Origin of the sequence: Acidisoma sp., assembly GCF_965199065.1 — a bacterium.
GTDB lineage: Bacteria > Pseudomonadota > Alphaproteobacteria > Acetobacterales > Acetobacteraceae > Acidisoma.
On sequence record NZ_CBDAQN010000002.1, the window covers coordinates 59855 to 86452 of the forward strand.

Consider the following 26598-nt stretch of genomic DNA (forward strand, 5'->3'; position numbering starts at 1 on the left):
AAGACCGATCCTCGACCGGCTGATGGCCGACGCCGTCGAAGATCGCGCGAGCCGGGTCCTACTTCTTGGTCCTACGGGGGAAAGCTCGTCACCAAAGCCATGGGCGTGATCAATCCCGCCGGCGGCGCCGTTACCAGACGTTTGTGGTGAGCAGCCGGTCGGGAACCAGCCGTCTCAGCGACGCTACGGGCCGTCCGGCCTAGCTGCTACTTAAGCGACGATGCGGCGATAGACGTGCCAGGTCGCATGGCCGAGAACCGGCAACGTCACGGCGAGCCCTAGAAGCCCGGGAAGGGCCCCGATCACCAGACCGGCGACGATGACTGCACCCCAGCCCAGCATGAAGACCGGGTTCCGTGCCACGGCGCTGATCGAGACGCGAATAGCCTCGGAGGCCTTTACCGGCTTGTCGAGCGCAAGCGGGAAGGAGACGCAGCCGATTGCCACTGCGATCAGCGCGAAGATGACGCCGACGCCGCAGCCAATGACGATCATCTCCCATCCAGCTTGCGTGGTCAGCACGCGAGTAAGAAAGAATGCGTTGGGCTTCGCAGACGATGTCCCCAATGTAAGATGATAGATGATACCGGCGGCCGCGTTCCAGAGCAGGAAGAGGACAATCGCGACCCCGCCAAGGATGCGCAGCGACCGCCCGCGTGGCCCGAAAAAGAGGTGCAGGGGGTGCGACGCCGCATCCTCACCCCACAATTCGCGTCCGCGGCTGAGCGCCGCATACCAGAGCGTCGCGAGCGGTCCGATGAGTGCGAAACCGGATGCGGCCGGGAACAGGAAAGGCAGCAGCGCTCGGTCAGCGACGACCCCGGCGACCACGAGGCCAGCAAGCGGAAACAGCACCGCCATCGTGACCTGATCGGTCCGCAACTCGCGAAGGTCCTCGAACCCGGCCTTGAGAGCGGGCATGAGCTCGTTCAGGCCCACCTTCCGGATGTCGATCGGCCCGGGAGAGGCCGCATCATCCCGCTCCTCCTCTATTCTGGCCGCAACCTCCTCATGGGTCTCCGGCGGCGCGCGCAGAAAGACGACGGTAAAGGCATCCGAGAGCGTGGTGGCGAAGCTCATGCGGGTCGTCTCCCTCCTGAACGCGTGCGGCTACTCGAGCAGCGTCGGCTGCTGCGTCATGTCCATGCCCGGCATCTTGTCGGGCATGGTCCGCGGATAGAGCGTATGGAACATCCAGACGGAGAGGCCGATCGTGAAGACGAACAGCGGGACCGTCAGGATGAGCGAGACGCTTTTCCAGGCCTGCGCCGGCGACAGACCAAGCCCAAAGAACAGAGCCGCCTGGGCGACGAGCGCGATGACGACCAGGGAAGAGACTACCCAGAGAAAGATGGGATAGGTCAGCACATGCTGCTGGGTCACGAGCAGCGCCGCCAGCATGAGAACTATGGAGGCGGCGTAGCCTGCGAAGTAGCCCCCGGTGCTGGCCTGCCGCACCTCCGCATGGAGCAGCGGGTCTGTCTCATGAGAGGCGTAGGCTTGGCCAGGGGCATGGACAGCCATCAGAAGGCTCCTCTGAGGTAGACAAAGACATAAACGCAGACCCAGACCGAGGCCTGGAACTGCCAGAACATCCTCAGATTGAGCAGGCGCGCCACGATATTGGACGTGAAGCCCGACCGGGCGACCTGAACGATCATCACCAGCATCCAAAGGATGCCGAAGGCCATGTGCAGCCCGTGCGTCGCGATAAGTACAAAATAGACGGATAGAAAGCCGCTGCGGTCCGGCCCGTTGCCCTCGTTGATGAGGGTGGCAAAATCACCCAGTTCCAGCCCCAGGAAGACGAGGCCGAGCACGAGTGCGATTGTCGTGTAGAGAATGACGCCGGGGCGGCTCCGCATCTTCATGGCGACAGTCGCGAGGCTGTAGGCGAAGACGCTCGTCATGACGGCGAGCGTCTGCCAGAAGCCGTTGATCGGGCGGACGATTTGGTGGGCGTCCGGCCCTCCGGCCGTGTTGAACGAGTGGTCCAGGACCCCGTAAGCCGCGAACAGCCCCGCAAAGATGAGGGCGTCGCTCATCATGTAGAGCCAGAACCCGAGGGTGCGGGTGGCGATATCGTCGTGCGTGTGGTCCTCGTGCTGCCAGAGCACGGAGTCTGGCGTGGCCGGGCGCTGGATTGCCATCAGTGGACCTCGGCTTCAACGAGCGGCGGCCTGGACGGCTGCTCGGCAATGATGCCGGAGGCCGTCGTGCGCCGTTCCATGGCCGCTATATCGGCAGGCTTCAGGATGTACCCGGGTGTCCGCTGGAAGGAGCGGGCAATGACAACGGCGATGATGGCGAGCATCGAGCCGCCGGCCATCCACCAGATGCGCCAGATCATGCCGAACCCGAAGCCGAAGGCGAAGATACCGATGACGAACGGAACCATCGTGTTGCTCGGCATGTGGATCGGCCCGAACCGGTCCGGTTGGGACAGATCGAGCCCGCTGCGGCGCCGCCAGTCCAGCTCGTCGAGCGCGTTGACCTGCGGCGTGACGGCGAAGTTGTAGAATGGCACCGGCGTATGGGTGAGCCACTCCAGGGTGCGGGCGGTGCCCCAGGGGTCAGCCTCGAGGCGCGTCTTGCGGTCGCGGATGCTCACGAACAGCATCCAGGCGAAGATGAGGACGGACAGGCTGTAGAAGCCGATTCCGACCTCCTGAATGATGAGGAGCGGCAGCATGTGCGTGTCGAATTCATAATCCAGCCGCCGCGTCTCGCCCATGAACCCGAGCGCGAACATGGCGACGAAGACGAGAATGGTGCCGATCGAGAAGGTCCAGAAGAAAAGTTTGCCGCTGCGCTCGTCGAGCATCATGCCGAATACCTTGGGGAACCAGTAGGTTACGGCGCCGAAGATTGCGTAGGCGATGAGCAGGACCATGCAGTGGAAGTGGGCGACGACGAAGACGCTATTGTGGACGGTGTAGTCGATCGCGGGCATCGCCAGCATCATGCCGGTCAGACCGCCGGCCAACAGGAGAAACAGGCCACCGATGCACCACAGCATGGGGGTGTCGAAGCTCAGCCGGCCACGATACATCGTGAAGACCCAGTTGAAGACCTTCACGCCGGTGGGGACGCCGACGAACATGGTGGCGACGCTGAAGAAGGTGTTGACGGCGGGGCCGGCGCCCATGGTGAAGAAATGGTGCAGCCAGACCAGCCAGGCGATGCCGGCGATCGCGAAGGTCGCGGCCACCATCGTGGTGTAACCGAATAGTGGGCGCTCCGAGAAGGTCGGGATGATCTCCGAGAAGATGCCGAAGGCCGGGAGCACGAGGAAGTAGACCTCCGGGTGGCCCCAGATCCAGAACAGGTTCGTATAGAGCATCAGGTTGCCGCCCTGGCCGGCGGTGAAGAAATGCGTGCCGATGTAGCGGTCGGCGCTGAGGAGCGCGAGCGCCACGCCGAGAACCGGGAAGGCTGTCAGGCCGATGATGTTGGTGGAGAGCGTCGTCCAGGTGAACACGGGCAGGCGGAACCAGGTCATGCCCGGCGCCCGCATCATGACGATGGTGGCGATCATGTTGACCGCGTTCAGGGTGGTGCCGATGCTCGAGATCTGGATGGCCCAGATCCAGTAGTCGACGCCGACGCCCGGGCTGAACGGCAGCTCGGTCAGCGGGATGAGGCCGGACCAGCCGGCATCCGAGAAGTCGCCGACGAAGAGCGAAACCATGACGAGGGCCGCGCCCATCGCGGTCAGCCAGAGGCTGACGGCGTTCAGGTATGGGAAGGCCATGTCACGCGCGCCGACCTGCAGCGGCACGATCACGTTGGTGAGGCCGGTGAGGATCGGCGTCACCGCGAACAGGATCATGATGGTGCCGTGCGAGCTGTAGATCTGGTCGAAGTGGTAGGGCGGGATGTAGCCGTGCAAGGCGTCCAGATAGTGCGGCGAATGCGGTCCATCGGCGAGGACCTGCTGGGTCCGGATCATGAGGCCGTCGAAAAATCCGCGGAACATCATGACGAGGCCGACGATGATGTACATCACGCCGATCTTCTTATGATCGACCGTCGTGATCCATTCTCGCCAAAGGTACGGGATTTTTTTGAAGTAGAGGACGGGCACGATGACGGCAACTGCCGCGACAGCAGCCAGGACGAAGGCGAAGAGGATAATGACGTTGTCGATCGGGATGGCGCTCAGCGTGAGACGCCCGAACAGGAAGGACCAGGGGCCCTGGAGATGGACGAGCACTTTATAACCCCTTCGGATTTGAGGCGGCGCGGCGATCGTTAGACGGCCCGGAAGCAGGCGCCATCTTCTCGGTGAGGTCGGCGGGCACAGGGTAGGTCACCCCGTCCATCGCATCCGCCACCGTGTGGTTGAACAGGTCGGGGTCAACCGAGGCGAAGTAGCCCGGCTTGGCCCCGATATTGAGCGTCGGGTGGGCGAGCTTTTGGAACGTAGCGTAGGACAGCGCGCCGTGGTTCGGAGCCGCCTGGCCGGCCTGCACGCTGGAAACCCAGCCATTGAACTGATCGTCGCTCACGACGCGCGTCGAGAACTGCATCCAGGCAAACCCCGCCCCACTGAAATCCGCTGAAAAGCCTTCATAGGTTCCGAAATGATCGGAGCTGAAGACGTCCCGCGTCTGCATCCCCGGCATCACGTCGATCATGGGCGCCAACTGGGGGATAAAGAAGTCGTTGGTGACCGAGGTCGAAGTCATACGCAGGTGCACCACCCTCCCCCGTGGAATGACGAGGTCGTCGATCGTAGCGATGTGCTGCTGAGGATAGATGAAGAACCACTGCCAATCCGTGGTGATGACATCGACCTCAAGCGGAGGTTGCGCCGGTCCGGCAGCGCCCCCTGAGGTTTGCAGCACCGTCGGGGCATACGGGTTTGTCTCGATCACAGACTCGTAGGTGAAGACGGCGAGCATGCCCACGATGGCGATGGGGCCGCCCCAGATCAGCAGTTCGATCACCAGCGAGTGTGACCAGTCGGGGTCGTAGGCAGCGTTCCGCACCTTGGCGTAGCGCCAGATAAAAAGGCACAGCATCAAAGTGGTCGGCAGGATGATGAGCAACATGATGCCCACGTCCAGCATGGTGAACTTGAGCTGAGCGGCTGCCACCGGCCCCTTCGGGTAGAACAGCCGGAAGGTCTCCCCGCAGCCGCCGAGGGGCAGCAGAGCCGTGGCCATTGCTGGCCAGGTAAACCATTTCTTCAAATTAAACCCGGTGGGGACGCATTTTTCCAAAGCCAAGGCGAAAATCCTCCACGCGGACGTCGGGTTTGACTGTGGTTCCTTCGTACAGCGGGCTACGCCGAGCCGGATCGCGCGTAGTTCTACGGCAGATCGCGACGCTGTCGAGGGGCTCCGTCCACGGTTTGACAAGCCCAAAGATCACAAAACAGCCAGCCGGGCAACGCCTGCCAGGATGTGAATTCTCTCTGCTGCTGTGAGAAAATGGCGCGGCGGCACAATGGCTTCGGCTTCGTTAATGACTGATCGTTAATGAACTCATATACCGAGACTACCATCAGGTTAGGTCGTGAGGCCGGAACCGAACGATGCGACTTGCTCCCGAAGGTCGAAAGACAGTGCAGAGCGCCATTCGGGGTCGATACGCCGTGCACATTACAATTGTTCTACAAGACGCGTAGACAATGCGGGCATATGCGCCGAGTGTTTTCTCTAGTTAAATCGAGCCTCTTTTCGGCCGTGCTGTTATAACAACCGACTCGCTTCCGTAGTCTTTTCGAGTACGAAGCGCTCTCGCGCAGCTTTATCCGAGTGGCCAAACCTTGCGAACGGCATGAAGCAATTTGCAGAGCCGACATGACTTGCAAGATATGCTTATATGCCCTTAATTGGCGAAAGGAATGGTTCGCGATCATGATTTCCATCGCGGATGCCGACGATCATGGACAACACAATGAACACTCGAGAGACTCATTCGGGCTCGCCCCTCGGTGAGGTTGCCGGCCCGCTTCACGAAGAGCGGCCGCAGAAGCGCCGGCGCCTCTTGACCGGGCCACGTCTGGCGCTCGCCGTCGTCGTGGCGCTGGCAGCTGGTGGCGCCTGGCAGATGACCCGCCATGGGAGCGCGAGCCCGATGCCGCCGCCGCCGCTTCCACTGGTGACGGTGAGCGCTCCACTTCAGCACCCGGTGGGGCAGTGGGAAGGATTCCTCGGCCAATTTTCGGCGGTGAGCCGCGTTGAACTGAGGCCTCAGGTCGGCGGCACCCTGAGCGACATCGACTTCACCGACGGCGCGATCGTCCACAAGGGCGACCTGCTCTTCCAGATCGACCCGCGGCCGTATGCCATCAAAGTCGCCGAGCAAGAGGCCGATATCCGAAGTGCCGAGGCGAAGCTGACGTTTCTGGGCAGCGAGTTGTGGCGCGCTCAACAGCTCAAGCGGACCGATTTCGGAACCGCCGAGAACGTCGACCAGCGCAACTCCGATCAGAGGTCCGCTGCGGCGGCCTTGGCAGAGGCACAGGCAGAGCTCGCCAACTCTGAGCTCGACATGGAATACGCGCGTGTCGCCGCGCCTTTCACCGGACGGATCGGCGAGCATCAGGTCTCCATTGGTAGCCTTGTCACCGGCAGCCGCGCCGGGACGAGCGGCACGACGCTGCTCGCCACGCTCGTATCCGTCGATCCCATGTACCTGAACTTTCGCATGAGCGAGGCCGACTACCTCGCTTTCGCGGAAGCACGGGCAAATTCGTCCAATCCCAAAGCCGATCAGGTGGATTTCAGCCTCGGCGACGAGAACAGCTACGACCACCACGGAACGCTCGATTTCGTCGACAACGTCATAGACTCGTCCAGCGGGACGATCCTGGCACGTGCGACCGTTTCCAACCCCAACATGCTGATCGTTCCGGGTGAGTTCGCACGCATTCGTCTGGCGATTGCGCCGCCGACGGCTGCCTTGCTTGTGCCCGATGACGCCATCATCCCCGATCAGTCGCAAGACATGGTCATGACAGTGGCCCCGAATGGAACCGTAGTGCCCAAGATCGTCAAGATTGGCGATCTCCGCGGCGGCCTGCGCGTCATCCGCTCAGGCTTGGCACCTACCGATCGTGTCATCATCGACGGGCTGATGCACGCGATGCCGGGAACGAAGGTTGCCGTCCAGACGAGCCCGATCCGCTTCGACGCCGCAGCCGACGCGCAAGACTGACCGCCGGCCTTCGCACCTCATCGGCTTCAGGACCAACATCATGCGCCTCACGCACGTCTTCATCGACCGGCCAATTCTGGCGACCGTCCTCAGCGTGTTCCTGACCCTGATCGGGCTGGGCGCGCTCGCGGTCCTGCCGATCGCGCAGTATCCGGAAATTGTGCCGCCAACGGTTCAGATCACCACCACCTATCCCGGCGCCTCCGCCGAAACCGTCGCGAACACTGTCGCGACGCCGATCGAGCAGGAGGTCAACGGCGTCGAAAACATGCTCTACATGAGCAGCCAGTCCACGGGTGACGGCAAGCTTACGATCACTGTGACCTTCCGGATCGGCACCGACCTCAACGTCGCGCAGATGCTGACGCAAAACCGTGTCGAGGACGCGCTGCCGCGCCTTCCCGACGACGTGCAGCGTTTGGGCGTGCAGGTCCGGAAGTCGACACCCGATATTCTGCTCGCTGTTCACCTCATGTCGCCCAACCAGTCGCGCAGCGAACTCTACCTGTCGAACTACGCGACGCTGCATGTGAAGGATACGCTCGCCCGCCTTCCCGGGGTGGGCGATGTGCAGTTGTTCGGCGGCCGCGACTACGCCATGCGGATCTGGCTCGACCCGGACAAGATCGCCGCGCGCAACCTCGACGCGAGCGAGGTTCTGGCGGCGATCCAGGCGCAGAACGTGCAGGTTTCCGCCGGCATTCTCAACCAGCCGCCGATCGCCACACATGAAGCCTTCCAGCTCAACGTGCAGACGCTCGGCCGGCTTTCGACGCCCGAACAGTTTGCCAACATCCTCATCAAATCCGATGCCCAGGGACGCGTGACCCACCTGCGCGACATTGGCCGTGTCGAGATCGGCGCCGCAGATTATGGTTCGGCCGCCTATATGGATCGCCTCGACGGTCTGCCGCTGCTCATCTTCTCGCAGCCGGGCGCCAACTCGCTGCAGGTGGCGCACGAGGTTCTGACAACGATGCAGACCTTGGCGCGGAGCTTCCCGGCCGGTGTCGGCTATCGCGTGATCTACAATCCCACCATCTTCGTCGCGAAGTCGGTGGATGAAGTCATCAAGACGATCTTCATCGCCATCGTGCTGGTCGTGTGCGTCGTCATCATGTTTCTGCAGACCTGGCGCGCCTCTCTCATCCCCGTCATCGCCATTCCAGTGTCCCTCATCGGGACCTTCGTGATCCTGGAGGCCGTTGGGATATCCCTCAACAACCTGTCGCTCTTCGGGCTCGTGCTGGCCGTCGGCATCGTGGTCGATGACGCCATCGTCGTGGTGGAGAACGTCGAGCGCAACCTGCGGCTTGGAATGACGCCGAAGGAGGCCGCGCACCGGACGATGGACGAGGTCGGCGGCGCGCTCATCGCCATCGCCATCGCGCTCTGCGCGGTGTTCGTGCCGACAGCCTTCCTCTCCGGTATCTCGGGGCAGTTCTTCCGCCAATTCGCCGTCACGATCTCGGCGTCGACGGTCATCTCCTGTCTCGTGTCCCTGACCCTGAGCCCGGCGCTCTGTGCGGTTCTGTTCAAGCCGCATCAGGTTCATGACAAGCGGCGGCAGGCGCTCGCGGTCAGGCTCGTCCGCGGCGGCTTCGCCCTGTTCAACCGTAGCTTCGAGCGGCTTTCGGACGGCTATGGAATTCTCACGAGCCGGCTTGTCCGCATGCTGGGCCTCGTGCTGGCTGTCTATCTCGGGCTGATCGCCCTGGCAGGCTTCCAGTTCGCACGCGCCCCGACCGGCTTCATTCCCGAGCAGGATCAGGGCTATCTCATCACGGTCTTGCAGCTGCCGGCAGGCGCCACGCTCAATCGCACTGAGGCGGTCGTGAAGCAGGCGACGGACATCATCCTCAAGACCCGCGGCATCGAGCACGCGGCCCCGTTCGCCGGGCTTGATGCGACGACGTTCACGGTCGCCTCCAACGCCGGCACCATCTTCAGCGGCCTCCCGTCGCTCTACAACCATTCGCTGCCCGGGGTGACGGCGACGACCGTCCTCGCCGACCTGCGCCGCCGACTGTCGGTGATCCAGGGCGCGTTCGTGCTCACCATTCCGCCGCCGCCGGTGCCCGGGCTCGGGAGCGCGGGCGGCTTCAAGATGATGCTGCAGGACCGCGGGGGAGTAGGACCCGATGCTCTGGCAAAGGCCGCGCAGACGCTCGTGGCGGCCGCCAACGCGGACCACGACTTCGCAGGTGTCTTCACCCTGTTCAGCACGCGCACGCCATCGGTCTACCTCGACATCGACCGCGAGAAGGCCGAGATGGTGGGGCTGACGCCGACCGACGTGTTCAACACGCTGCAGATTTACCTAGGCTCGCAATACGTCAACGACTTCAACTACCTTGGCCGCACCTACGAAGTCATCGCCCAGGCGGATGGCCGCTTCCGCAGCAATGTCGGTGACATCAGCCGGCTGGAGGTGCGCAACGCAGCAGGTCAGATGGTCCCGATCAGCACCGTCGCGCGCTTCGCCGAAACAACCGGACCGTACCGGGTGCCGCGCTACGACCTGTTCCCGGCCGCCGAGATCATGGGGACCGCCGCGCCCGGCATAGCCACGGGCACTGCCCTGGCGAGGATGGAGACGCTGGCGCACCAGGTGCTGCCGCCGGGTATCGGCTTCGAGTGGACCGACCTCGCCTTCCAGCAGGAGCAGAAGGGAACGCCGACGTTGCTGATCTTCGCCGCCTCCGCGCTCTTCGTGTTCCTGGTGCTCGCCGCGCAATACGAGAGCTGGAAGCTGCCGCTCGCCGTCATCCTGATCGTGCCGATGTGCCTGCTCGCCTCCGTCAGCGGCCTGTTGCTGCGGGGCATGCCGATCGACATCCTGGCGCAGATCGGCTTCGTCGTGCTGGTGGGCCTGGCGGCCAAGAACGCCATACTGATCGTGGAGTTCGCCCGTCAGGCCGAGGCGGAAGGAGCGACGCCGGCCAACGCCGCCGTGCATGCCGCCCGCACCCGTCTGCGTCCGATCCTGATGACCTCCTTCGCCTTCATCCTGGGCGTGGCGCCGCTTGTCGTCGCAACCGGCGCGGGCGCCGAACTGCGGCAATCCCTCGGCACGGCGGTCTTCTTCGGGATGCTGGGCGTGACAGGCTTCGGGCTGCTGTTCACCCCGGCCTTCTACACGATCGTCCGCACCATCGGGCGCAAGCAGACGGCGCCGGTGCGGCTGAAGGCGCCGGTCTGAGAGCATCGGGGGCGGGGCTACTCGTCCCCGAAATCGGCCGCGGCCACCCGCAGCAGCGCCGCGCGCAGCCGGGCGGACTCGTCTTGGCCAATGGCTTCCTCGAAAGCCAACTGCGCGCGACGCCAGAGCTGGGTCCCCTTCGCGAGCATATCCCGTCCGGCTTTGGTGACGGAGACCTCCCGGCTGCGGCGATCCTGCCCGACCACGATCTTCACGTAGCCGCGCGCCTCGAGAGGGCGGAGGTTGTGGCCGAGCGTCGCCCTGTCCATGACGATGGCCTCGGCCAGGGGGATGATGGCGATCGGTCCGAGCCGGGCGATCTCGGTAAGCAGCGAGTATTGGGTGGAACGCAGGTTAAGGGGCGCGAGCGTACGGTCGAACAGCTGCGTGACCCGGCGCGTCGCCTGACGCAGGCAATAGCAGTCGCACTGCATCTCAACGTTTGCCATCTTATCCAACCCGGACGCGTCTACCCTACCCATCGCCCTTATATGCGCGAAGGAGGCTTGACAATGATCCCGGTTTAACGCCGCTCAGAAGCGCGTGGAGCGCGCTACCCTAGTCCCGTGGGATCGTCGCGAGCGCACGCCTCTCCTGGCCGACGGCAGGGACCGTCTTGACGCCCGAGAGGACCATGTAGACCGCCGGCACCACGAACAGCGTGAACAGCGTGCCGATGGCGAGGCCGCTTGCGATTACAACGCCCATGTTGATGCGGGATGCAGCGCCTGCGCCGGTGGCGAGGATCAGCGGCAACACGCCAAGCACCATTGCCGCTGTCGTCATCAGGATCGGGCGAAGCCGGATGTTGGCGGCGTATTGGATAGCGTCCAATTTCGACCGGCCGGCCAGACGCGCCTCGTTCGCCACCTCCACGATCAGGATGCCATGTTTGGAGACGAGGCCCATCAGCGTGACGAGGCCGACCTCGGTGTAGATGTTGAGCGAGAGGCCGCCGAAGCCGAGATAGATGAAGATCATCGCGCCCGCGGTCGACATCGGCACCGAGACGAGGATGATCAGCGGGTCGCGGAAGGAGTTGAACAGGGCTGCGAGCGACAGAAAGATGATGATGACGGCGAAGCCGAAGGTGAGGATGAACCCGTTTCCCTCCTGGGTGAACTGGCGCATCTGGCCGCCGTAATCCACGGCATAGGATGGCGGCAGAATCTGAGACGCCAGCTGCTGCAGCGTGGCGATCGCCTCCTGCTGCGAGACGCCGGGAGCGGCCACGCCCTGGATGGTTGCGGAATTCTGCTGCTGAAAATGATCGATCGACTCCGGGATCACTTCGGTCTTGATGGTCGCGATCGTGGAGAGCGGCACGTTGATGCCGTTGATGCTGGCGATGGGGTAATTCAGCAGATCCGAGACGTTCAGCCTGGCGTGGCGCTGGACCTGGGGAATGACCTTGTAAGACCGGCCGTCGAGCGAGAAGTAGTTGACGTAGCCGCCGCCGAGCGCCTCGGACAGGGCGGCGCCCACCTGATCCATGTTGAGGCCGATTTCGGCGGCCTTCGACCGGTCGATGTATACGGTCGCCTGCGGTTGGTCGATCTTGAGGTCGGTTTGCAGAAAGATAAACCGGCCGGTCTTCAGCGCCGCCGTCAGCAACTGCTTGGCAAGAGGATAGAGCACGCTGAAATCATCCGTGGTCTTCACCACGAACTGCACAGGGAGCCCCTGCGAGCCGGGCAGCGATGGCGGCTGGAAAGCGACGACCTGCTGACCCGCATCCTCATGGACCGCCTCGTTCTGCAGGATCGTCTGCAGCGTTGTCGCAGACTTCGAACGCTGGTCCCACGGCTTGAGCACGGCACCCAGAATGTCCTGTCCCGGCACATCGATCTGGAAAGTGTGCGTGACTTCCGGATGCTTGAGCATCAGCTTGTTGAGATACTCGTCGTACCGGGTTGACTCGGAGATGGTGGCGTTGGGCGCATTGGTGGAAAAGAGGATCACCACGCCCTCATCCTCCTGCGGCGCCAACTCGCTCTTGGCGCCCTGCGCCAGGAACACGATGCTGCAGAGGATGATCGCGGCGAATACGAGCGTCACGGAGATCGTGTTCAGGCTGCTCGCCAGCAGCCGGGTGTAGGCCCGGTGCAGGCTGTCGAAACGGCGGTCGATGAAGACCACGAGCCGGCTCTCCAGGCCGCGGCTTCTCCGGTCGATCGGCTTGAGCAGGTGACCGCTCAGCATCGGCGTGAGCGTCAGCGCAACGATCGCGGAGATCGTCACCGCCCCCGCCAGCGTGAAGGCAAATTCGGTGAACAGTGCGCCCGTCAGGCCGGTCTGGAAGCCGATCGGGATATAGACGGAGATCAGAACGACCGTCATCGCGATGATCGGGCTGCCGAGTTCGCGCGCGGCGAGCAAAGCGGCATCGAAAGGCCGCAAACCCTCGTCCAGATGCCGGTTGACGTTCTCGACCACGATGATTGCGTCATCGACGACGAGGCCAATGGCCAGAACGAGCGCCAGCAGGGTCAGCAGGTTGATGGAGAAGCCGAAGATCTGCATCATCGCGAAGGTGCCGACGAGCGACAGCGGGATGGCGATGACCGGTATCAACACGGAGCGCGGCGAGCCGAGGAAGGCGAAGACGACGAGCGTGACGATGACCAGCGCCTCGATCAACGCCGACAGCACATCATGGATCGAGGCGTTGACGAACTCGGTGGAGTCGTAGGCGATCGAGCCCTCGAGACCGCTCGGCAAGTTCGCGACGATGCCGGGAAAGACTTGGCGTATCCGGGCGATGACGCTCAGCAGGTTGGCGTTCGGCGCCACCTGGATGCCGACGAACACGCCCTCCTTGTTGTCGAAGGTGACGTGCTGGTCGTAGTTGTCCGCACCAAGCTCGACCGTGCCGACATCCTTCAGCCGGATGATGGCGTTGTTGGTCTGTCGCACGATGAGGTTTTGGAATTCGGCGGCACTGCTCAAGCCAGTCGACGCCGTCAGCGTGATCTGGGTTCCCTGCCCCTTTGTGTTTCCAAGGGCCGCGATAAAGTCGTTGTTCTGCAGCGCGCTGTAGACAGCGGTCGAGGTCAGGCCGTAGGAGGCCAGCTTCTGCGGATCAAGCCAGATGCGCATAGCGAAGTTCCGGCCGCCGAGAATTTCGGCCGTTTGCACGCCGCTCACGGCCTGAAGCCGCGGCTGCACGACGCGCGTCACGTAATCGGTGATCTGGTTGCCGCTCAGGACGTTGCTGCGGAAGGCGAGATACATCGCATCCAGCGTCTGCCCGACCTGAAGCACGAGCACCGGCTGCAAAGCGCCTGCGGGAAGCTGGTTGAGGATGGAACTGACCTTCGCGGAAATCTCGGTCAGCGCCTCATCCGGATCATGGTTGAGGATCAGGTTGATGGTGATGGTGCTGGTCGACGTCTGGCTGGTCGAGGTCATGTAATCGATGCCGTTGACCTGGGAGACGGCATTTTCGATGGGTGTCGTGATGAAGCCTGCAATCACCGAAGGATCGGCGCCGGAATAGGTGGTCGTGATGGTGATGGTGGCGTTTTCGGTCTTCGGATATTGCAGGATCTGCAGGCTACTGAGGGATTTCATCCCCAGCACGAGGATGAGCGCGCTGACCACGAGAGAGAGAACAGGCCGGCGGATAAAGAGATCCGTAAAACCGCGCATGTTGGGCGCCTATTCGTTCGGCGGGTTTGGATTGGGCGAGTTTGGTACAGGCACCGCGTTGTTGACTGTCACGGTCGAGCCGTTGTGGATTTTCAGCTGTCCGGCGGTGACCACCAGATCGCCCGGGGAGACGCCCTTCAGGATCGACACCTGGTCGCCGCGCGTATCGCCGAGCTGCACGAACGTCTGCTGGGCGATCAACGCCGGCTTGCCGGCATGATCTGTCCCCTTATGCAGCAGATAGACCGTATCGCCATAGGGGTTATAGGTTATCGCCGTCTGCGGCAGCGTCACCAGGGTCGCGGGCGAGCCGACCGCGATGGTGACGGTTGCGAACATGCCCGGCCGGAGGAGCAGCGACGGGTTCGCGATCTTCGCGCGGACCTGCACGGTACGGGTTGCCGTGTCGACCTCGGAGTTGATCGCACTGATCGTGCCGGGGAACTTCCGGTCCGGGAAGGCGTCGATAGACGCCGAGACCGCCTGGCCGGTCCGGATCTGCGCGAGCGCCTGCTGAGGCAGATAAAAGTCCACGAAGAGCGGATCGAGCTGCTGCAGAGATACGATGTTGGTCCCTGCAGCGAGATACTGGCCGAGGTTGACCTGACGAATACCGAGCGTGCCGGTGAACGGCGCCTTCACCACCTTCTCCGCCATCTCCGCGAGTTGCCCCTGCACCTGCGCCTGCGCCGCGAGATAGGTGGCGCGGTCCGTATCCACCTGAGCCGCGCTGACGGCATCGGCCCGGAACTGCTTGCGGTCGCGGTCGTAGTTGCTCTCGTCGACTGCCGCGGTCGCCTGCAGTTGCGCGAGCACGGCCGGGTCATTGTTGGCGCGCAGCGTCAACAGGGTCTGCCCGGCGACGACGTCATCGCCGGATTCGAAGTTTATCGTATCGACGATGCCCGAGACCTGGGCGGACAGGTTTGCGCCGTTGATGGCGACCACGCTGCCGACGGCGCTCATCGACGATTGCCAGGTGCTTTCCGATGCGGTGATGTTCGACACGGTCTGCGGCGCGAACGGCAATTGCGCCAGGAACTTCCCGATGAAATGCGCCTTCAACGCCCCCCACCCGAAGACGAGCCCGAACAGAAGCGCCAGAACCGCCACGACGACGACGAGACGTCTGACTACGCGCATGGGTCGCCTCCTCGGGATCACGGCATCCATGGATTACTCCGACTCACTGGCCGTTTTCGGTGCGGTGATTGGGACGAACAGCCCACAGCAATCCGTGGCGGCGGGCGCTACGTCCTGACGGTGCCACCAGCCGCCGCCGAGCGCCTGGAACAAAGCAGCGGTATCGCTCAGGCGCGCGGCTTGGGCTCTGACGCGCGAGATCACCGCGTTCTGATAGGTCGTCTGCGCCGTCAGAACCGCCGTGAACGGTTGACCGCCCAGCTGATACTGGTCGCGCGTCACCGCGAGACTACGCCCGGAGGCGTGCTCCGCAAGCTCAGCCGCTTGCAGCGTCGCCGCATCATACTGGAGGCTTTGGAGAGTGTTCGCCACGTTCTGAAACGCTGTCAGCACCGTCGCCTGATAGGTCTGGCCGGCCGCTCGCAAGGCAGCGATCGCGGAGAGCCGTCTCGCCCGGAGCGTCCCGCCCTCGAAAATCGGCTGGGTGACGCCGGCCACCAGGCTCCACAACAAACTCGCCGGGGTGAACAGCGTGGCCGTCGTCAGCGCCTCGTATCCGACCTCGGGCGTCAGGGAGATTTGCGGCAGCAAGTTCGCGGTCGCGACGCCGACATTCGCCGATGCTTCATGCAACTGCGCCGCCGCCTCCTGTATGTCGGGCCGCTGATCGACCAGGGACGACGGCAGACTAACCGGCAGGTCGGTCGGCAGATCAAGCGAATTCAGCGTGAAGTCTGCTGCGTGAAAATTTGCCGGAAGGGCGCCGACATAATCCGCAAGTTGATTGCGCGCCTGGGCCAGTTGCTGTTCCAGCGGCGGCAGCGTGGCTTCCTCGTTCAGCACGGTCGCCTGCTGGTTCAGCACGTTCGCGCGCGCTACGCCGCCGAGCGCCACCTGCGTATTCAAAATGTTCAGTTGCTGCCGGTCGGCCGTGATGATCTGGTTCGTCGCGTCGATCTGGGCGCGGTAAGATGCCTCCGTGACCGCCGCCGTCACGATATTGTCGGTCAGCGTGAGATAGGATGCCTCGAGCTCGTAGCGTTCGTAATCCGCCTGCGCCTGCAGACTCTGCACCTGCCGGCGAACGCCGCCGAACACGTCGGGGCTGTACGACACGCTCACGCTTGCATTGAACAAGTTAAAGGGTGGAACGATCACGGCGCCCGATGAGGCCGCACCGGTCTCACCGACGTTCGCGAACTCCGCCGACGAGATCTTTGTGCGCTCAGCCTGGAAGTTGCCGGAAATGGTGGGGAACAACGACCCCTGCTCGGCGCGAACATTCTCCTCTGCTTCGATCAGCGTCTGTTGCGCGGCCGCGAGCGTCGGGTTGCGAGCGAGGCCTGCGTCAATCAGGCTGGTCAGTTCCGGCGAGTGGAACAGGCTCCACCAATCGCCGGCAATATCGGCTCCGGAAATAAAATGCTGCGCCAGACCATTCGCGGTCTGTGTCGTCCCCGGCAAGGGCTCCGGCGTATAGCCAGCCACCGCCGGCGCGCCCGGCTGATGATAATCCGGACCAACCGCGCAAGCATTCACAGCAAGCGGCAAAACGATAGCGAGCGCAGCGTAATGGAAACCCGTTGGTTTCATCAAATCCACGTAGCGGGGTTTCGAGAACGCGTCAAGCATGACATGAACTATCTCAGACCATGAATAAACTTGTAAGTTTCCAAAAGGTCTCTATCAGATAGTTATGATTAAATCGGTCAGAGGATCGCCGGGAGCAGGGGCGCGGCGGCCGGCGGCGGCCGACGCTGTCAAAGTGATGGTCCTCATCCAGGCGGCGGAAGAGGTTTTCCTCGCCAAAGGCTATCATTCGGCGACCATGGACGACGTCGCGCAAGCTGCCGGCATGTCCAAAAAGACGGTATATCAACTCATCCACTCCAAATACGAGCTGTTCATGGCTCTGCTCGACCACTATCAGCAGCGGCTTGTCGTGCCCGAGCCGGAGCCGGATTGGAGCGAGCAGCGCATCCTGGTGGAGCAGTTGCTTGCTCTGGCGAACTTCCTACTGTCGCCGGCACAGCTTGCCATCATCCGCCTGATCATGGCGGAGTACACGAACAGCCCGGACCTCAGTCGCGCGTTTCACCAGAGCCGCGTCAAGAAGGCGAAGGCGAGGCTGGAAGCCTGCCTTGTGGCCGTCGCGTCGAAGCAAAACGCCCGTTTCAAAGACCTCAGCGAAATGTCGGCAATGCTGTTCGGCATGACGATCGGCGAGTTTCACCTCAGCGTGCTAGTCGGGTTCCGGGCGCCCCCCACAAAGGCGCTGCTCGAACGGCGCATCCGGCAAGGGGTCGCGATGTTCCTGGCCGGCACGGCTTGCGCGCTGGAGCCAGCGCTTCCCGAACGCCCGGTCAGTCCCTCTCTGAAGTCGAAGAGGCTAGCTGCTGCTCGATAGCGGCTCGGCGATACTTTCCAGAGACTTGCCCTCGGCATCGATCCCGAGCTTCGCCTCGACGCCCGCCGCGATCAACATCAATGCCGCCGCGATGATGTAGCCGATGCTCACCGACCACTCGTGGCCGGTGGCGATCAGCACGCCGAAGAGCAGTGGCGCCACGATCCCGCCCAGAGCAGTGCCGATGGCGTAGAAAACCGCCAAAGCAAGTGCCCGGGTCTCGAGCGGAAAGATTTCACTCGTCGTGAGGTAGGCGGAGCTCGCGGCGGTGGATGAGAAGAAGAAGATCACCATCCAGGCCGCCATCTGGCTTGCCGTCCGGCGACCAATGAGCCGGACGCCCAGCAGCAACACCCAGTAGGCGACAGCAGCCCGCAACACGACACTCATGGGCAGTCCCCAAAGTACGTTGTCATGTCAGAACGAATTGGGTCCAGTGCAGGCTCTCGCCGTCGCCAAGCCGCACTGAGAGATGAACCGGGCCCACAGAAGAAGGGCTGACCTTGAAACGTATCTCGGCGTCGCGGGGATCGGCGGGCGTAGTAAACTTCAGCATCAGGCCGCCGCCATGCGGAACTTCGCTCAGAGGCCTCGGAAGGATCTGCGACAGGCCAAAGGGTTCGACGAACCTGCTGCTCAACCCGACCTGTTGTTCATCGGCGGCCGCGGCATCCTGACAAAGATGGTTCCGTGTCAGGCGTACCTTTATCATCTGTGGCAAAGCGCCGTTTGGTCGATGTCAGTCGAGCCAAGCCCTGACGGCTGCGCGCAGGAAGGCCGCGTCGGCCGGATTGGCAGAGGGGTTGCCGGCGCGATGGCCCCAGATGCTGGGGATCGGGCGCAACTCCGCATGCTTGAGGTGCGGCAACTCGGCCGCATTGTCGGCGACGCGGAAATAGAGGTCGGTCTCGCCCGGCATCAGCAGCACGCGGGCCTCGATGGCGGCGAGCGCCGCCGCGAGGTCGCCGCCCCCGCTGATGTCGTTGGCATCCCAAGTTTTCAGCTGCGCATAGAGGTCGGAAGCATGGCGGCGGGCATAGCGCTCCTCCCAGTCGGTTCGCAGGAACGTATCAAGATCGGGAGCGCCAAGGGCGCTGAGGTGCAAATCTGCCCGGTAGAAGTCCTGGCTGAGCGCCCAAGCGGCGTAGCTGCGGCCGAAGGCGCGGATCGCCGCGCGTGGCTCGGAGGAAAACCGGCCCTCGCCGATGTATTCAGGCGCCGCCTCCAGAACCGCCATGAGCGATTTCAGGAAGACGCTGTTATGGATCGCCGTGCGGGCGCTTCCGCAACAGATGATGGCGCGGGAAACCTGGCCGGGGAAACGCGCGGCCCAGTGGTAAGCCTGCTGCGCGCCCATCGACCAGCCGTACACCGCGTGGAGGTGCTCGATCCCCCAAACCTCGGCAAGCATGCGGCGCTGCGCCCGGACGTTGTCGAAGGGCGTGACCAGACCTGGCCAGGCGGCGGTGTTGGATGGGCTCGACGACAGACCGTTCCCGAACATGTTTGGGATGACGATGAACCACCGGTCAGGGTCCAGCACGCCCTCCGGGCCGATAAGCCATTCAAGGTCAGGATGCTGGGCGGAATAGCTCGTCGGATACAGCACGACGTTGTCGCGCGCAGGTGACAGCACCCCATGCGTCTTCCAGCTGATCGTCGCCTCCGGCAGCGTTCGGCCAGATTCCAGATCCACGTCTCCCAGGTCGAAGGCACCGGCCTCGGTCGGCCACATCATCGCGGACCACCGGCCTTCTGGACCCTCTTGCCCGGGCGCGGCTTGGGTGTTCGCACGTCCTCCGTACGTTTATCATCGGTTGCACCGAGGCCGCTGAGGTAACGGTCGAGAGCCATGCCGACGATGGCCGCGTCCTTCAAGCGCGTCTTCGGAATTGCCACGAGCAGGCCACTCCTGCTGTCCCACCGGGCTGTCAGGATCACGCGTCCCTCCTCATCGACGATCTTCTCCGCGGGTGGCGCCTTCGCCAGCGGGTCAGGCTTGGCCGCGAGCAGCCGGGAGACGACCTGCGCTGGCGCCAGTGGCGTCCCGCCCCGCTCCTTCCGCGCCATCTGCTCCGCGGCAAGTTCAGCCGCTGCTTCCATAAGCTGCGCCCGGTCGCGCGGATGGCTCAGCCTCGGCGCCAGGCTTGCCGCATGCGTGATGCCGATGACGTGCGGCGAACCGAAGCACGCCAGCACCTCCGGCGGCAGCTTCGCAAGCTCCAGATAGCGGCTCAGCCAGCTTTTGGTGACCTGCAGGCGCTCGGCCATCCGCTGCTGGCTGCCGTCGTAATAGCGCTCGACCGCGCGCGCGTAGTCGGTCGCCCGTTCATAATCGGACAAATCCTTGCGCGATCGGTTCTCCAGGTCCGCGAGGCAGAACGCCTCCTCGTCGGTGAGTTCCCGGGGTTCGACGATGAACTTGAAATCCGGGAAGTGATGCCTGCGCAGCCAGCTGACGCTCCAATGGCGTCGGGCTCCACAGATGACCTCGAAGCGGATCTTCGGGTCGCCGGTGACACGACGCACGATCGCCGGTACCTCCTGACGCCCCTGGGCGCGCAAGCTGTCGATCAGGTCGGAACAGGCCTGCTCGTTCAGCGCCTCATAATCGCGGTTGTGTCCTTGCCAGATCCGGCATGTGTCAGGATCAACCGCTTCATGAACGCGCGTCATCATCGCGCCCGACGACAGTTCGGCCAATCGATTTTCACGGGCGCCGAGGAAGCCGGTCCGCGGGGGACGCCGCGTTTCCGGCGCCCCTTCCCCACCACCGATGACGAGTCCGGCGAAACCCTTGTTTCCAAGTGCCACGGAAACTCTCCTTTTATCAGCGCTTTAGCCCAAAGTTGCAGACCTGCAACTCGACGAATTTTCCAAAGGTGCCCGTGGGCGCCCTAAAGCACGCCTTCAGCCCGCAACCGCGGCAGGTGACTAGGCCAGGTCAGTCTGATCTGCGTCTCGATCTCGGCGTTCACCGCGTTGAGGTAGTTCAGGCAGCGTTGATAGGTCTCGCGCGAGGTGACCGGCTGGTCGAGTTCGTAGACCGACATCATCCGCGCCGAAGCGTTGTCGATCTCTGCACTATCGCGCAGCACCGAGCGCAGCATGTTCTCCCCGAACAGGTTCTTCATGAGCTGAAGCAGCTCGCGCTGCATGGACTTCTGTTCGTCGGCCCGCGTAGCCAGAAAGCGGATCCAGCGGAGGTCGATCGGCAGGCCGCGCTCGCCCAGCACTCCGATGCTCTCATGGAGCATGGCCAGAAAGCTGGTCGTGGAGGTGAAATCGACGACGGTCGGCGGCACCGGGATGAGCAGCGCATTGGCCGCTCGCATGACCGACAGCGACACGGTGCCGAGCGCCGGCGGCGGATCGAGGATCACCACGTCGAAATGTTCGGAGATCGAGGCGATGCCCTCCGAAAGCCGGTTCAGAAGCAACCCGTCGCTACGCGCGATCCTGGCCGCCAACTCGTACTCGGCCGAGTAGAGCCGGAGATTGGCGGGAATGAGATACAGCCCGTCCCAGTGGGTCTCCCGCACCGCATAGGCGAGGCTCGACATCTCGGCGTTCCGGATGAAGGGATAGAGCGTATCTTCCTCGGCGATGTCGAGGTCCGGGATGTAGCCCAGCATGGCGGTGGAGGAGCCCTGGCTATCGCAGTCGATCAGGCACACGCGATAGCCGCGGGTCGCGAGGTATTGCGCCAGGTGGACGGAAACCGTCGATTTGCCCACGCCGCCCTTGAAGTTCTGCACCGCGATGATGGAGACGGGGTCGGACGGATCCCGCCACGGACGCGTGGAGAAGACGCGGCGCATCTCGTTGACTTCATCGAGCGTGTAGCCGATGCGACGGCCTGTATTTGTGCGTGCGACGCCCGGCAGCCGCCCGTCCTTCTCCGCCTCACGGATGGCCGCGCCGGTTCGGCCCACAAGATCGGCGGCACGCGTGATCGAGAACCTGGGCGAGCGCCTGATGCCGGTTTCGCCCGTCTCATCGGTCACGTCGCCGCGGGCCCGCAGCTTGCTGACAACGTCGATCGACCGGTTGTAGAGAGACTCGACCAGGCTTGCGGGATCGATACCGTCCATAACCTCCCTGCCCGCTTTCATGCTTGCGGGGTCGTTCGGACGCGCGCGATGACGACCGGTGCGCGCTCAAGACCGCAATCCCGTGCGGCCCGTTCGAGCTGCGGGCCGAAATTCTGCCGGATGTAGTCGGCCTTGAAGCGCGAACCGACGATGAGGCTGCTGTTCTCGTCACCTGCCTGACGGCTTTCAAAGGTCGCGTCGGAGAGCCAGGCGCGCGCCAGCGTCTCGCCGATGGCCTCCTTGAATGTCTCGAGAAGGCTTCGCGGGGTCGCGGGTGCCGGAGAGGGCACATCGGGCTTGGGGGCAACACTCACCAGCCGCAGCGGCCGGCGCTGGAGCGGGGCAGGGGAGGCGAACAGACGAATCGCGGTGGTGTCGAACTCTGCCCGCGCCTCGGGATAAACCGCCGAGACATGACGCTCCCAGGCATCCCTGATCGTCTGGCGGAACTTGCGGATATTGTTGCCGTCGTTGCCGAAGTGCACCGCCAATTGCGACCAGCTGAGCAGCGATGGGCGAGCCTTGGCGATGCGGGGCAGGCGGTACGCAAGCCAGGTGTAGAGGTCGAGCGCGGTCGCGGAATCCCGCAGCTGCCGGATCGCGTTCTCGTCGAGAGGGACGGCATGATCCCGCAGATGGTCGAAAAAACCCTCTGTGAGGATGATCTCTCGGGAGAAGGCGCCACGCTTGTCGTCGCGGCCCGCATAGTCATTGGTGAGCTTGACCTCCTTGACCGCGAACTCGCGGTTGCCTGCGGCCGCCTCGCTGTCCCACCGGATCATCCATTCGCAGGCGAGCAGCCGGTCTAGCTGCTCGCGAATGAGGGTGGCCGATCCTCGCGGCCCGTAGCTGATCGACCGGAAACCCATGCGCCGCATCCAGTCCGTGAAGGACGTGCCAAGAACGATATGACGAGATCGGGTGCGGACCGCCTCGGTCATGATGTGGATCAGGACAAGGCGGGGGAGAGACCCGTAGGGGACACCGAGGATTGCCATGCGCTGCTGGCCATCGATCCGCTGCAGGACCGGCCTCGGCGTGATCGCGAGCGTGTATTGGCCGTCCTGGCGGATGATCGAGGCCTTATCATCCGCCGGCTTTCGAACGGGCAGGGACATGGCGCACAGGGCCGAATGCAGGAAACTCGGGGTGGGTTCTTCGAGCGCAACTGCCTGAACACGTTCGAAGAGATCGGGCTGGCCAAGTTGATTGGCATGAAGCCTTGCAGCTCCCTGGCCCTCGCCGACAAGAACCGCGTGGACCTGTTGACCCAAAGGGCGTTTGCCACTCGTCATCGATGCCACCGCGCCACATCCGACTCCGCAATGCTTTCCGTGCCTCCGCTAGCACAACCCTCGCGGAAGACCAATCAGTTTTCACAAATGCGGCGCTTTCGACCTCAGATGTGCAAATGCTTTGGTGTCAGACGACCATGTTTCTACCCAGGACCCTCTGAGGGCTTCTTAGGAAGCTTCTTAGGATTGGTACTTCTTTCATCGGCAACAGCTTACTTGCCGTACCTAGTTCATCGGTCCGACTCGGGCGTGGCGTACGTTCGCCATCGCATCTTCGTACCGGAGGCATCGGTGCTTCCAGCCCGTACCTTTATCATCGCGATGGAGGACGATCTGGTCGCACGCGCCGCACAAGTCTGAGCGCTTGAGGAGGCCGTACCATTATCATCGGCCGGTCCCGTTCGGACCACTCGGCCGGTCACAACCGGGCGAGAGCAACGGCGCGTGTCGATCGACGGCCCATCTGAGATTCCATGCGCGACATCAAATCGCGCTCCTTCTGAAGGAGAAAAACGATGAGTGATACAGGTGCGTTCCGTCTGTCCGGCAAGGTCGCCGTCGTCACAGGTGCCGCCCGAGGGATTGGCCGTGCGGCCGCCGTGGCTCTCGCCCGCGCCGGCGCCTCCATCGTAGGCATCGACATCGCCGGGCCGGCAAGCACCCATGTCGACTTCGCCCCTGCGAGCGCGAGCGACCTCTCGGAGACTGGCCGGCTCGTTCAGCAGGCAGGCGGCCGGTGGATGTCGCTGACGGTCGATCAGCGGAACCTTCCCGAACTGCGCGCGGCCGCGGCCGCCGCGAAATCTGAACTGGGCGGTGTGGATATCCTGTTCGCCAATGGCGGCATTCAGGCGTTCAAGCCTATTCTTGAGATGGAGGACGCCGATTGGCACGACCAGATCGACATCAACCTGACCGGAACGATGAACGCGATCCGCGCCTTCGCGCCGTTGTTGGTCGAGCGGGGCGGCGGGCGGATCATCGTGACTTCCTCGACGCAAGGTCAGCACGGGACCAAGAATGGCTCCGCTTATTCGGCCTCCAAGTGGGGGATCATCGGCTTGATGAAGTCGGCGGCGATGGAGCTTGGCGCTCACAGGATCACCGTGAACGCTCTCATTCCCGGACTCATCGATACGCCGCTCACGCGACACGAGGATCGCTATGCTCAGGCGCTGGAAACGGCGGGCAAGGAACCCACGGGTGACGTGGCGAAGGATGAGGGGGCGGCACGATCCGGGCTTGCCGCCAAATCACCCCTCGGCATGCCTTGGATCGAGCCCGAGGACGTGGCGCCCATGGTCGTATTCCTAGCGTCCGACGAAGCCCGGATGGTCAGTGGCGGCACCTACGCGGTGACGGCCGGGGACAGCGCGAACGTCACCGCGTAGACGTGCATCCGGCGCATGGAACTTCTCAAAAAACCCATTTTGGGAAGCGTCAATACCGTGAGCTCGTGCTGCCTTAATGACTGCCGCCGAGGATCATCCGGCGCTCAGGTAGGATCGAGCCAGTAGGACGAAGAGGATCTCGACCTGTATCAAGCCGCGCCCTATAGCCAAGGGCCGGTTAGTTCGCGGAGCCGGAAGTGATGGTTTCCTGAGGGTTTCTTGATTGATGTCGGCCTTGTCGCTCGGCTGCTGGAAGCTTCCTGACCTCAGCCTCAGGCGGCTTTTGCTCTACGGGGCGCTCGCGGGCCTGAGTGGCTGCAACGCGCCGTTAATGGGCCCCGGGCGGATGGGCACGGCCACTATGACCTTTGGGAACACGGCGTCACTGCCTCCGCCAGCCGGGCGTGGAGTTGCACTGCTCGCGCCGCTCACCGGCCCGGATGCCGCAGTGGCCCTGGCTCTAGTGAACGCCGCCAAGCTTGGTCTCGGGACCGGGACGGTGCCGCCCCTTGAGGTGTTCGACACCGGCAGCACGCCGGCAGGTGCCAATGCTGCTGCGACTGCGGCGGTCGCCCAAGGCGCGGGCCTCATCCTCGGACCATTGACCGATGTAGAGACTAGCGCCGTCGCCCTTACCATGACCGCCTCCCATGTCGACGTGCTCGCCTTCACCTCGGATGGCGCGGCGGCGCGGCCCGGCATCTGGACCTTGGGGATCACGCCCTTGGAGCAGGTCCAGGCATTAGTGCGCGCCGCCAAGGCGAGCGGCCACGGCGAGATCGCCGGCCTGCTGCCGCTGACGCCGTTAGGCGAGGCCATGGCTCAGGCCCTCCGGACGGAGGAGCCCGACGCGCGGATACAGTTCTACGGCGACTTCGCCTCGATGAACGCGGCGACGCGCAGTCTGTCGAACTACGAAACGCGCCGCGGCCCGGTCGACGCGCAGATCAAGGAGTTGCGGGGGGAGCACACAGCGGCAGCCTCGGCCGAGGCCTCCCGCCTCGCGCGGCAGCCGGTGCCGCCGCCACCCTTCAACGCGCTGGTGATTGCCGAAACCGGACGGGGGCTGGAGGAACTCGCGAGCCTCCTCGCCTATTATGATGTAAACCCGGGTCCGGTTCTCGTCCTTGGCCCAGGTTTGTGGGCCGCTTATCCTGCGGCGGTCGCAGCGGCCGGTCTCGGCGGTGCCCTTTATGCCGCCCCCGATCCGGCCGCGGCCGCGGATTTCGTCTCGCGCTATACGCTGCAGTTCGGAAGCACGCCGCCAGCCTTGGCCGCCGTTGCCTTCGACGCCGGCGCCATTGCCCGGACAGCGACGGAGGCCGGCGGCCTCGATCTCACGGCGCTGACAAATCCAGCGGGCTTCAGCGGGGCGGATGGCGTGCTGGCGCTGCAGCCGGACGGTTCTGTCCGTCGTGGGCTCGCCGTGTTTCGGGTCCAGGCGGATGGCTCGCAGATCGTCCGGCCGGCACCCGCAGCTCTCCCGGCGCCGCTCCTTTAGCGAAACGCCAGCAGCCAGACGATCCACAATGCGGCGCAAAGGCCTGGGCCGAATGGCAGGCGCGTGGTCGCGCGCACCCCTTCGCCACGCCGCACGGCGTCCACCAGAGCCACGGCCAGGGTCAGCAGCGCGCCGCCGAGCAACACGCCGGAGAGTGCGGTGACGCCGACCCAGGCGCCCGCTGCCGCCATCAGCTTGGCATCGCCTTCGCCAAGCCCATCCCGGCCGCGGAGCCGCCGATAGGACCAGGAGACGCCACGGAAGAGCAGGTAGCCCAGCGCCGCCGCCGCCGCATGGGCCGTGAGCGTCTCAGGTTCCAGCCAGAAGGTTGCCGCCAACCCCGCCAGCACGAGCGGCAAGGTGAGGGCGTCCGGCAGGATGAACGCCTCGCAGTCGATCCACGCCAGCGCCAGCAGCGTCCAGCCAAGCGCGCAGCCGCAGCAGAGCGTGGTGGGGTCGGGCAGCACAGCGGCGGCGATCGCGGCCACCGCGAGCGCCGCAAGTTCGATGGCGATGTGGAACGGAGCGATTTGCGCGCCGCACTTGCGGCATCGGCCCCGCAGCATGAGGTAGCTTGCGATAGGCACTAATTCTGCGGCACCGAGAGGCCGGCGGCACGTCTCGCAGCGGGACCGGTCGAGCATGACGGGCGCGCCCGCAGGCAAGCGCCGGATGAGGACCCCGAGAAAGCTGCCGATGACAGGCGACACGATGAGCGCAAAAAGCCAGACGGGCAGGGTGGTG

At 63.9% G+C, this 26598-nt stretch carries 21 protein-coding genes; 5 read left to right on the top strand and 16 right to left on the bottom strand.

Features of this window, described 5'->3' with window-relative positions; all coding sequences use genetic code 11:
- Positions 1-210: 210 nt before the first annotated feature.
- From ACOEQ1_RS07915 to ACOEQ1_RS07935, 5 genes are read right to left on the bottom strand one after another with little or no spacing between them, the layout of a single operon-like run.
- On the bottom strand, positions 211-1080 hold the full coding sequence (locus ACOEQ1_RS07915) for a DUF2189 domain-containing protein (RefSeq protein WP_419758724.1): 870 nt from the start codon (positions 1078-1080) through the stop codon (positions 211-213).
- A gap of 30 nt (positions 1081-1110) precedes the next feature.
- Positions 1111-1524, bottom strand: a complete 414-nt coding sequence (locus ACOEQ1_RS07920; protein WP_419758725.1) for a hypothetical protein — start codon at positions 1522-1524, stop codon at positions 1111-1113.
- Complete coding sequence (locus ACOEQ1_RS07925; RefSeq protein ID WP_419758726.1) at positions 1524-2150, bottom strand: cytochrome c oxidase subunit 3; 627 nt, start codon at positions 2148-2150, stop codon at positions 1524-1526. Before ACOEQ1_RS07925 ends, ACOEQ1_RS07920 begins: the two co-directional genes overlap by 1 nt.
- Complete coding sequence (locus ACOEQ1_RS07930; RefSeq protein WP_419758778.1) at positions 2150-4183, bottom strand: cbb3-type cytochrome c oxidase subunit I; 2034 nt, start codon at positions 4181-4183, stop codon at positions 2150-2152. Before ACOEQ1_RS07930 ends, ACOEQ1_RS07925 begins: the two co-directional genes overlap by 1 nt.
- Positions 4184-4217: 34 nt before the next feature.
- Positions 4218-5171 carry a COX aromatic rich motif-containing protein gene (locus ACOEQ1_RS07935; protein ID WP_419758727.1) on the bottom strand — a complete coding sequence of 318 codons (954 nt, stop codon included), beginning with the start codon at positions 5169-5171 and terminating at the stop codon, positions 4218-4220.
- A gap of 736 nt (positions 5172-5907) precedes the next feature.
- Here ACOEQ1_RS07935 and ACOEQ1_RS07940 point away from each other — a divergent pair.
- Positions 5908-7170 carry an efflux RND transporter periplasmic adaptor subunit gene (locus ACOEQ1_RS07940; RefSeq protein ID WP_419758728.1) on the top strand — a complete coding sequence of 421 codons (1263 nt, stop codon included), beginning with the start codon at positions 5908-5910 and terminating at the stop codon, positions 7168-7170.
- A gap of 40 nt (positions 7171-7210) precedes the next feature.
- Positions 7211-10372: an efflux RND transporter permease subunit gene (locus ACOEQ1_RS07945; protein WP_419758729.1), complete on the top strand. Its 3162-nt coding sequence runs from the start codon at positions 7211-7213 to the stop codon at positions 10370-10372.
- 17 nt (positions 10373-10389) lie between these two features.
- Here ACOEQ1_RS07945 and ACOEQ1_RS07950 read toward each other — a convergent pair whose 3' ends face one another.
- The 4 genes from ACOEQ1_RS07950 to ACOEQ1_RS07965 all read right to left on the bottom strand — a co-directional run bounded on the left by ACOEQ1_RS07950 (position 10390) and on the right by ACOEQ1_RS07965 (position 16759).
- Entirely contained in the window at positions 10390-10821 is a 432-nt protein-coding gene (locus tag ACOEQ1_RS07950) for a MarR family winged helix-turn-helix transcriptional regulator (RefSeq protein ID WP_419758730.1), read from the bottom strand.
- A 109-nt stretch (positions 10822-10930) separates the two neighbouring features.
- Complete coding sequence (locus ACOEQ1_RS07955) at positions 10931-14023, bottom strand: efflux RND transporter permease subunit (protein WP_419758731.1); 3093 nt, start codon at positions 14021-14023, stop codon at positions 10931-10933.
- Between the two features lie 9 nt (positions 14024-14032).
- A complete protein-coding gene (locus ACOEQ1_RS07960; protein ID WP_419758732.1) occupies positions 14033-15166 on the bottom strand; it encodes an efflux RND transporter periplasmic adaptor subunit in 1134 nt (377 codons plus the stop codon).
- 33 nt (positions 15167-15199) lie between these two features.
- Positions 15200-16759 (bottom strand): efflux transporter outer membrane subunit, encoded by a 1560-nt coding sequence (locus ACOEQ1_RS07965; protein ID WP_419758733.1) that lies wholly within the window; start codon positions 16757-16759, stop codon positions 15200-15202.
- 175 nt (positions 16760-16934) lie between these two features.
- Here ACOEQ1_RS07965 and ACOEQ1_RS07970 point away from each other — a divergent pair, with 175 nt between their 5' ends.
- Complete coding sequence (locus ACOEQ1_RS07970; protein WP_419758779.1) at positions 16935-17573, top strand: TetR/AcrR family transcriptional regulator; 639 nt, start codon at positions 16935-16937, stop codon at positions 17571-17573.
- Here ACOEQ1_RS07970 and ACOEQ1_RS07975 read toward each other — a convergent pair.
- From ACOEQ1_RS07975 to ACOEQ1_RS08000, 6 genes are all read right to left on the bottom strand, one after another.
- Positions 17556-17963 (bottom strand): MFS transporter, encoded by a 408-nt coding sequence (locus ACOEQ1_RS07975; protein ID WP_419758734.1) that lies wholly within the window; start codon positions 17961-17963, stop codon positions 17556-17558. The genes ACOEQ1_RS07970 and ACOEQ1_RS07975 overlap by 18 nt on opposite strands.
- A gap of 22 nt (positions 17964-17985) precedes the next feature.
- The gene (locus ACOEQ1_RS07980; protein ID WP_419758735.1) at positions 17986-18285 is read right to left on the bottom strand and encodes a hypothetical protein; all 300 of its coding nucleotides are present in this window, start codon (positions 18283-18285) and stop codon (positions 17986-17988) included.
- 27 nt (positions 18286-18312) lie between these two features.
- Positions 18313-19311 carry an alpha/beta fold hydrolase gene (locus ACOEQ1_RS07985; protein ID WP_419758736.1) on the bottom strand — a complete coding sequence of 333 codons (999 nt, stop codon included), beginning with the start codon at positions 19309-19311 and terminating at the stop codon, positions 18313-18315.
- Positions 19308-20387 (bottom strand): ParB/RepB/Spo0J family partition protein, encoded by a 1080-nt coding sequence (locus ACOEQ1_RS07990; protein ID WP_419758737.1) that lies wholly within the window; start codon positions 20385-20387, stop codon positions 19308-19310. The genes ACOEQ1_RS07985 and ACOEQ1_RS07990 overlap by 4 nt, the downstream gene beginning before the upstream one ends.
- Positions 20388-20470: 83 nt before the next feature.
- On the bottom strand, positions 20471-21667 hold the full coding sequence (locus tag ACOEQ1_RS07995) for an AAA family ATPase (protein WP_419758738.1): 1197 nt from the start codon (positions 21665-21667) through the stop codon (positions 20471-20473).
- Positions 21668-21684: 17 nt separating this feature from the next.
- Entirely contained in the window at positions 21685-22962 is a 1278-nt protein-coding gene (locus ACOEQ1_RS08000; protein ID WP_419758739.1) for a replication protein RepA, read from the bottom strand.
- Between the two features lie 515 nt (positions 22963-23477).
- Between ACOEQ1_RS08000 and ACOEQ1_RS08005 the strand changes: the two genes are divergently transcribed.
- A complete protein-coding gene (locus ACOEQ1_RS08005; RefSeq protein ID WP_419758740.1) occupies positions 23478-24353 on the top strand; it encodes an SDR family NAD(P)-dependent oxidoreductase in 876 nt (291 codons plus the stop codon).
- A gap of 226 nt (positions 24354-24579) precedes the next feature.
- On the top strand, positions 24580-25854 hold the full coding sequence (locus ACOEQ1_RS08010; RefSeq protein ID WP_419758741.1) for a penicillin-binding protein activator: 1275 nt from the start codon (positions 24580-24582) through the stop codon (positions 25852-25854).
- Here the strand turns inward: ACOEQ1_RS08010 and ACOEQ1_RS08015 are convergent.
- Complete coding sequence (locus ACOEQ1_RS08015; protein ID WP_419758742.1) at positions 25851-26564, bottom strand: prepilin peptidase; 714 nt, start codon at positions 26562-26564, stop codon at positions 25851-25853. The genes ACOEQ1_RS08010 and ACOEQ1_RS08015 overlap by 4 nt on opposite strands.
- Positions 26565-26598 lie beyond the last annotated feature (34 nt).

What these genes read in the sequence shown, in the direction of transcription:
- ACOEQ1_RS07945 (WP_419758729.1), top strand. Translation starts at nt 7,211, where the DNA reads ATGCGCCTCACGCACGTCTTCATCGACCGGCCAATTCTGGCGACCGTC.
- ACOEQ1_RS07955 (WP_419758731.1), bottom strand. Translation starts at nt 14,023, where the DNA reads ATGCGCGGTTTTACGGATCTCTTTATCCGCCGGCCTGTTCTCTCTCTC.
- ACOEQ1_RS07985 (WP_419758736.1), bottom strand. Translation starts at nt 19,311, where the DNA reads ATGATGTGGCCGACCGAGGCCGGTGCCTTCGACCTGGGAGACGTGGAT.
- ACOEQ1_RS07950 (WP_419758730.1), bottom strand. Translation starts at nt 10,821, where the DNA reads ATGGCAAACGTTGAGATGCAGTGCGACTGCTATTGCCTGCGTCAGGCG.
- ACOEQ1_RS07995 (WP_419758738.1), bottom strand. Translation starts at nt 21,667, where the DNA reads ATGGACGGTATCGATCCCGCAAGCCTGGTCGAGTCTCTCTACAACCGG.
- ACOEQ1_RS07960 (WP_419758732.1), bottom strand. Translation starts at nt 15,166, where the DNA reads ATGCGCGTAGTCAGACGTCTCGTCGTCGTCGTGGCGGTTCTGGCGCTT.
- ACOEQ1_RS07925 (WP_419758726.1), bottom strand. Translation starts at nt 2,150, where the DNA reads ATGGCAATCCAGCGCCCGGCCACGCCAGACTCCGTGCTCTGGCAGCAC.
- ACOEQ1_RS07980 (WP_419758735.1), bottom strand. Translation starts at nt 18,285, where the DNA reads ATGATAAAGGTACGCCTGACACGGAACCATCTTTGTCAGGATGCCGCG.
- ACOEQ1_RS07970 (WP_419758779.1), top strand. Translation starts at nt 16,935, where the DNA reads ATGGTCCTCATCCAGGCGGCGGAAGAGGTTTTCCTCGCCAAAGGCTAT.
- ACOEQ1_RS08010 (WP_419758741.1), top strand. Translation starts at nt 24,580, where the DNA reads ATGTCGGCCTTGTCGCTCGGCTGCTGGAAGCTTCCTGACCTCAGCCTC.
- ACOEQ1_RS07975 (WP_419758734.1), bottom strand. Translation starts at nt 17,963, where the DNA reads ATGAGTGTCGTGTTGCGGGCTGCTGTCGCCTACTGGGTGTTGCTGCTG.
- ACOEQ1_RS07940 (WP_419758728.1), top strand. Translation starts at nt 5,908, where the DNA reads ATGAACACTCGAGAGACTCATTCGGGCTCGCCCCTCGGTGAGGTTGCC.
- ACOEQ1_RS07920 (WP_419758725.1), bottom strand. Translation starts at nt 1,524, where the DNA reads ATGGCTGTCCATGCCCCTGGCCAAGCCTACGCCTCTCATGAGACAGAC.
- ACOEQ1_RS07915 (WP_419758724.1), bottom strand. Translation starts at nt 1,080, where the DNA reads ATGAGCTTCGCCACCACGCTCTCGGATGCCTTTACCGTCGTCTTTCTG.
- ACOEQ1_RS08005 (WP_419758740.1), top strand. Translation starts at nt 23,478, where the DNA reads ATGAGTGATACAGGTGCGTTCCGTCTGTCCGGCAAGGTCGCCGTCGTC.
- ACOEQ1_RS07935 (WP_419758727.1), bottom strand. Translation starts at nt 5,171, where the DNA reads ATGGCCACGGCTCTGCTGCCCCTCGGCGGCTGCGGGGAGACCTTCCGG.
- ACOEQ1_RS08000 (WP_419758739.1), bottom strand. Translation starts at nt 22,962, where the DNA reads ATGACGAGTGGCAAACGCCCTTTGGGTCAACAGGTCCACGCGGTTCTT.
- ACOEQ1_RS07965 (WP_419758733.1), bottom strand. Translation starts at nt 16,759, where the DNA reads ATGAAACCAACGGGTTTCCATTACGCTGCGCTCGCTATCGTTTTGCCG.